This window comes from Bradyrhizobium manausense, from assembly GCF_018130615.1.
Lineage (GTDB): Bacteria > Pseudomonadota > Alphaproteobacteria > Rhizobiales > Xanthobacteraceae > Bradyrhizobium > Bradyrhizobium manausense_A.
In genome coordinates this window covers 22967-28966 of sequence record NZ_JAFCKB010000036.1, presented here as the reverse complement: position 1 = coordinate 28966, position 6000 = coordinate 22967, and the positions used below count along the sequence as shown (strand labels likewise).

Below are 6000 nucleotides of genomic sequence, written 5' to 3'. Positions count from 1 at the left end.
GCGATCCAGAGCCGCAGCCCCAGACCCAGGGCTGCCGCAAGCGTGCCGTTGACGATCGCAACCGATCGCGGCGCGCCACCCATCAGGATGGGCTCGGTGAGCGCGCGATGAACGGGCACGACAAAGCCTGTGACAGGTTCATCCATCAGATCACCACGCCGCCGCCGAACGAGAAGAACGACAGGAAGAAGCTTGAGGCCGCAAACGCGATCGACAGACCGAACACGATCTGGATCAGCCTGCGGAAACCGCCGGAGGAATCCCCGAATGCGAGCGTGAGCCCGGTCACGATGATGATGATGACGGCGATGATCTTGGCGACCGGTCCTTCAACCGACTGCAAGATCTGATTGAGCGGCTGCTCCCACGGCATGTTCGAGCCAGCCGCCCATGCCGGCGCCGCTCCCAAAACAACGATGCCGAACACGGCCAACGATGTACCGGGAAGAAAGTGAAATTGCTGACGCATGTCAGTCTCCTGCTGTTGAAAGGCTGTAGTCGCCGGTGGCACCCAGCCCTGAGACGGCGGCGAGCTCAGCGAGGCGGCGGTCAGTGCCGCGTCCCACCAGCACGGCGACGAGGTCGATGGTCTCGGCGATCAGGGCTCGCGGAACCGTGATGACGGCTTCCTGGATGAGTTGCTCTAGCCGCCGCAGCGCGCCGAGCGCAGTCCCAGCATGGATGGTACCGATGCCGCCGGGATGGCCGGTGCCCCAGGCCTTGAGGAGGTCGAGTGCTTCGGCACCTCGGACCTCGCCGATCGGGATGCGGTCAGGACGCAGTCGGAGGGACGAGCGGACAAGATCCGACAGCGTCGCCACACCGTCCTTGGTCCGCAGCGCAACGAGATTGGGCGCCCTGCACTGAAGCTCGCGCGTATCTTCGATCAGCACGACGCGATCGGAGGTCTTCGCCACCTCGGCCAGAAGTGCGTTCGTCAAAGTGGTCTTGCCCGTCGATGTCCCGCCAGCGACAAGGATGTTCTTCCGGGCGGCGACCGCGTTCTGCAGGGTCTTGGCCTCCTCCGAGGTCATGATGCGCCTGGCGACGTAGTCGTCGAGCGTAAACACGGCCACGGCGGGCTTGCGGATAGCAAAGGCCGGTGCTGCAACGACCGGGGGCAAGAGACCTTCGAAGCGCTCGCCTGTCCCGGGCAGTTCGGCCGAAACCCGTGGCGCGCCGGCGTGCACCTCGGCGCCCACATGATGCGCAACCAGGCGAACGATGCGCTCGCCATCCGCAGCCGACAGAGTTTCGCCTGTGTCGATCAGACCATTCGACAACCGGTCGATCCACAGCCGCCCATCCGGGTTGAGCATCACCTCGATGATCGCATCGTCTTCGAGGTAGCCGGCAATTGCCGAGCCAAGCGCGCTGCGCAGCATTCGCGCACCGCGCGAACTCGCTTCCGATTGAATGGAATGGATTGCCACCGTTCGCCCCCACCAAATGAGAGCGTCCCCAGACAGCCCTCAGCAGATGGGGATGATTAAGAAAGGCACCAGCGGGCTTGGTGCAACAATGCCTTTCAGTGGTCGTAGGTTAGCGTAGAAAAAGAAGGACAAAGAACTGATCTCTCAGGCCTACTCAATCGTAATGCGAGTTACTGCTCACCAGTCAGCATCATCATCCGCGGGTATGAGGACCACCGAATTCTCATACGAGCGCATCCAGGACGCTCGGTCAGGATTCGTCGGCCGATTCCTGACGGCGGATATCTTCCGGAATCTCGCGGAGAAAGCTTTGCCCCTTTTGGAGGCGGCGCCCGAGTGCCTCAACAAATCCTTCAAACCGCTCCCGACCCTTTGCCTGAGCGGCCGCCTGCGCGTCGTTGGGTAGCGGCGGCGTGATCGTCAGCCAGAACCGTATGAAGAGCGCCAAGCTTTCGGCCGTCAAACCCACGTCTCGCTCCAGCCTCTGCATCTGACGCGACAGCCGATCGAGGCGCCGGGCGAACGCTGCCTCCCGCCTGTCCGCCCCGTCCGGTGACAAAAACGAAGCGACAGCCGCTTCCACGATCGCAGACCGGGATAGCTTCTTGCGATCGGCGAGCTCCGAGATCTGTTTCAGCAACTCTGGCGGAAAATAGACGTTCATCCGGTCGCGCATATTGCCTCAGAGCTCCATACCGTCATTGGGATCCATGGCGACTTGACGCGCGACACCGCGCATCTGCTGGCGTATGAGCCGGGACTGGCGGACCGCGTCCTCGTCGTCGTCAAGAACGGCGGCAAATTCCTCTGCCGGCGTTGGTTCGGTCGTTTCCTTGGCGATCGCAACGTGGTCGGGAAGTTCGGGCTCACGACGGAGCCCGCTATTCGCGGTGTCTTCGTCTGCTTGTCCTCTGTTGGTTGGAAGCAACGCTGGCTTCAGCGCTCCAAGTGTTGACCATCCGTCCGTTCGCGATGATCGGCCGGACGCCTCGGGATCGGGCGGGGGCAGAACGCGCTCGGTAAACCGCCGATCCTCGTAGTAGCGGACTTTCTTCGCCCGGATCGGCGCCGTGCCCGCCAGCATGACGATCTCGTCTGTCGGCGGAAGCTGCATGACTTCGCCTGGGGTCAGCAGAGGCCTAGCTGTCTCCTGGCGAGAGACCATCAGGTGTCCCAGCCAGGGGTTCAACCTATGTCCGGCATAGTTCTTCATCGCCCGCATCTCGGTCGCCGTGCCCAGCGCGTCAGAGACCCGCTTAGCGGTCCGCTCATCGTTGGTCGCGAAGCTGACCCGGACATGGCAGTTATCGAGGATCGCGTTGTTAGGCCCATAGGCCTTTTCGATCTGATTGAGCGACTGAGCGATCAGGAAACTCTTGATGCCGTACCCCGCCATGAAGGCGAGCGCGGACTCGAAGAAATCAAGCCGCCCCAGCGCCGGGAACTCGTCGAGCATCATCAAGACACGGTGACGGCGATCACTGGCGTGCAGGTCTTCGGTCAGGCGGCGGCCGATCTGGTTCAGCACCAGGCGGATCAGCGGCTTGGTCCGTGAGATGTCGGAAGGCGGCACCACGAGGTAAAGCGACGCTGGCCTGGGATCGGAGATCAGGTCGGCAATTCGCCAATCGCAGCGGCGGGTCACTTGGGCCACGACGGGATCACGGTAGAGACCAAGGAACGACATTGCGGTCGACAGGACCCCGGAACGTTCGTTGTCGGATTTGTTGAGAAGCTCTCTCGCGGTCGAAGCGACCACAGGGTGGGCGCCCTGTTCACCAAGATGCGGCGTCGTCATCATGGCCTTCAGCGTTGCCTCGATCGGCCGCTTCGGGTCGGACAGAAAGGCGGCCACGCCGGCCAGGGTCTTGTCTGCCTCGGCATAGAGGACGTGGAGGATGGCGCCGACCAGGAGCGAATGACTGGTCTTCTCCCAGTGGTTCCGCTTGTCCAGTGAGCCTTCGGGGTCAACCAGGACGTCGGCGACGTTCTGGACGTCGCGAACCTCCCACTCCCCGCGCCGGACCTCGAGCAGCGGATTGTAGGCTGAGGAATTGATGTTGGTCGGGTCGAATAACAGGACGCGGCCATGCCGCGAGCGGAAGCCGGCAGTCAGTTGCCAGTTCTCGCCCTTGATATCGTGAACGATGGTCGAGCCGGGCCAAGTCAGCAGCGACGGAACGACGAGACCGATACCTTTGCCGGACCGGGTGGGCGCAAAACACAACACGTGTTCCGGTCCATCATGGCGAACGTAATCATCGTAGAGCTTGCCCAGCACCACGCCATCTGGACCGAGAAGACCGGCCGCTCTCACCTCTTCCAGACCGGCCCAGCGCGCCGAGCCATAGGTCTCAACATTCTTGGCCTCGCGGGCCCGCCAGACCGACATGCCGATCGCCGCCGCGATCGAAACGACGGTCCCCGACGCCGCGATGAAGGCGCCTTCGACAAAGACTTGAGGTGCATAGGCATCGTAGACGAACCACCACCAGAAGAAGATCGGCGGATAGTAGATCTTCCAACCCCACAGCTCGAACCAGGGGCGTCCAAGCTCCGGCTGGTAGGCGAGCCGCCAGGCTGTCCATTCGGTTGCTCCCCAGATGGCCGTCAGAACAATCAAGCCGACAACGATTACTTGTCCCCAGAGGATCTTGGTTCCTGACATCCGAACGCCTTTCCGCAACTGATCTGGCGAGATAGCTAGAGGCCCAAGTCACGCTTACGACCAAATCCCCACTCAATGCCTCCGCCGTCCTTCGCGACGCCGGTGACGTGTTGGCCGAACTTCTTCTCGAGCTCGCGCGACCACGGCACGAGCTGGAAGCCGAGCCCATTGTCGATCATGGCGAAACGCCCCGACGCCAGCGTCAGACGCTGGCGATACGTGCCTGCCACATGCTCTCCAGAAGTCGCCTTCACGTGAGGCAGACCGGTATCGGCCGAGACCTTTGCTCCCACCTCGTCCAGTTCTCGTCGGCGCAACGTGTTCAGGAGGTCGCGCTGCATAATGACGCGCTGGCCCTGTCGCAGCGCCAGACCTTCCTGAACTAGATGCTCGGCGCGTGCCTCCATAGCGTCGCGGGTCTCGCGGCCGAACCCGCCCATAGCGAGCGGCATCGGATCACGTTCGACCAGCCGATGGTCGAGCCAGGTCGCGCCTTTTGCGGTGACTTGCTCACCAAGATCCAGATCTGAACGGGTCGCGAGCACTACGGTTGGTTGAGGATCGCCGCTTTGACCGAAGCGTCGGACTTCGACAATTCCACCCACCGGCGGAGCATGTTCGAAGGCCTCGATCCCGCGGAAGCGGACGTGGTGCCCGCGTCCGTCGGTTCCGTCGATCACGACATAGGCCTCGCCGGTCAGTTCGTCATGCAGTCCTCGATCAACCAAGCGCCCGACGATCTGGGACGTCGGCGGTCCACCTTCGATGACGTAGTCGGCGACTCCGCGCGCCTCGCCACGCTCGGCGAAGGCACGGTGCATGGTCTTGATGATATCGCCGCGCATGCCGAGGTCACGCAGATTACGCTCAGCCTCGAGCCCGACCATCCACTCCCCGGATGCAGCTGATGCTGCGAGGCCCATCTTCTCCAGGTGCTGGAGGCGGCCAACCATCAGGCGCCGGATCTCGGGATCCGAACTATTGGGACTATCGGGGCGAAGATCGATATGGCCGGTTTCGTCGGCTGCCAGCCGGATCTCGCGATCGAGCCGCGTCCATCGCTCTGCCGTGACTTCCCTCTCCAGCGAAATGTGGATCTCGTGCTCTGGTTTGGGACCCAGTTCGATCGCGACCAATTCCTCGGCGCGTGAGCGCAGGCCCCGGCTGATGTAGTCGCGGGAGATCACGAGATCAGCGCCTTCGTCATCGACACCACGAACGAGAAGATGGACGTGAGGGTTGTCCGTATTCCAGTGATCAACAGCTACCCAATCGAGCCGCGTGCCAAGGTCGGTTTCCATCTGCTTGGCGAGGTCGCGGGTGAAAGCCCTGAGGTCGGTCATCTCGCCGGCATCCTCGGGCGAGATGATGAACCGAAAGTGATGCCGGTCGTCCCGGCACCGTTCCGCGAAGGCCGCGCCATCCGCGCGGTCGCTGCCAGCGTCAAACATCTCGGCGCGCTCACCGTTCCGGGTGACGCCGTCGCGCTTCAAATACGAAAGATGGGCAGTCAGCGGCGCCGAGCGGAATGCCCGCCCTTTGTGACGGACCACGCGCGCCTTCATCACAACCCGTCGCGTCGGGCTGAACAATCGGCTCCGGCTAAACGCAAGCCTGCCGCGGCCAAACGTCGAGCGCCCATAGGCCGCAGAGCGCTTGCCACCCGCAGCCTGACCCGGGGTATACCCAGCTTTCGTCGCGGCGCGTATGACCTGATTGATGAAGCTCTTCTGCTTCGGCGCGCGGGTGCTGCGAATACGGCCGGGTCGAATACGCAGATCGCTGTCGCCAACCGTCATGGCCGGGCCTCGCAAAGGGTAAAGGCGCCCATGGTGCCGAAAATGTCCTTGATTGCATTGTGCAAACTGCTAGGTGCGGCACGCGCCCCGACCGACCGGC

The 6000-nt window shown here is 62.8% G+C and carries 5 protein-coding genes and 1 pseudogene; all 6 read right to left on the bottom strand.

Annotation, left to right across the window (positions count from 1 at the left end; translation table 11 throughout):
* Positions 1-146 (bottom strand): annotated as a pseudogene (locus tag JQ587_RS36360) (VirB3 family type IV secretion system protein); the annotation flags it as partial.
* Positions 146-469: a TrbC/VirB2 family type IV secretion system protein gene (locus tag JQ587_RS36355; RefSeq protein ID WP_212428568.1), complete on the bottom strand. Its 324-nt coding sequence runs from the start codon at positions 467-469 to the stop codon at positions 146-148. The gene JQ587_RS36355 and the pseudogene JQ587_RS36360, both read right to left, overlap by 1 nt.
* Before the next feature lies 1 nt (position 470).
* Positions 471-1385, bottom strand: coding sequence for a P-type conjugative transfer ATPase TrbB (trbB, locus tag JQ587_RS36350; protein WP_212428571.1), 915 nt, complete (start codon positions 1383-1385; stop codon positions 471-473).
* 298 nt (positions 1386-1683) lie between these two features.
* Positions 1684-2109, bottom strand: coding sequence for a ribbon-helix-helix domain-containing protein (locus JQ587_RS36345; protein ID WP_212428567.1), 426 nt, complete (start codon positions 2107-2109; stop codon positions 1684-1686).
* A 6-nt stretch (positions 2110-2115) separates the two neighbouring features.
* The gene (locus tag JQ587_RS36340) at positions 2116-4101 is read right to left on the bottom strand and encodes a conjugal transfer protein TraG (protein WP_212428566.1); all 1986 of its coding nucleotides are present in this window, start codon (positions 4099-4101) and stop codon (positions 2116-2118) included.
* Between the two features lie 35 nt (positions 4102-4136).
* Positions 4137-5900 (bottom strand): relaxase/mobilization nuclease domain-containing protein, encoded by a 1764-nt coding sequence (locus tag JQ587_RS36335; protein ID WP_212428565.1) that lies wholly within the window; start codon positions 5898-5900, stop codon positions 4137-4139.
* Positions 5901-6000 lie beyond the last annotated feature (100 nt).

Bases quoted from the DNA above. Each gene is read 5' to 3' on its own strand.
- JQ587_RS36355 (WP_212428568.1), bottom strand. From the start codon at position 469: ATGCGTCAGCAATTTCACTTTCTTCCCGGTACATCGTTGGCCGTGTTC.
- trbB (WP_212428571.1), bottom strand. From the start codon at position 1,385: ATGCTGCGCAGCGCGCTTGGCTCGGCAATTGCCGGCTACCTCGAAGAC.
- JQ587_RS36345 (WP_212428567.1), bottom strand. From the start codon at position 2,109: ATGCGCGACCGGATGAACGTCTATTTTCCGCCAGAGTTGCTGAAACAG.
- JQ587_RS36340 (WP_212428566.1), bottom strand. From the start codon at position 4,101: ATGTCAGGAACCAAGATCCTCTGGGGACAAGTAATCGTTGTCGGCTTG.
- JQ587_RS36335 (WP_212428565.1), bottom strand. From the start codon at position 5,900: ATGACGGTTGGCGACAGCGATCTGCGTATTCGACCCGGCCGTATTCGC.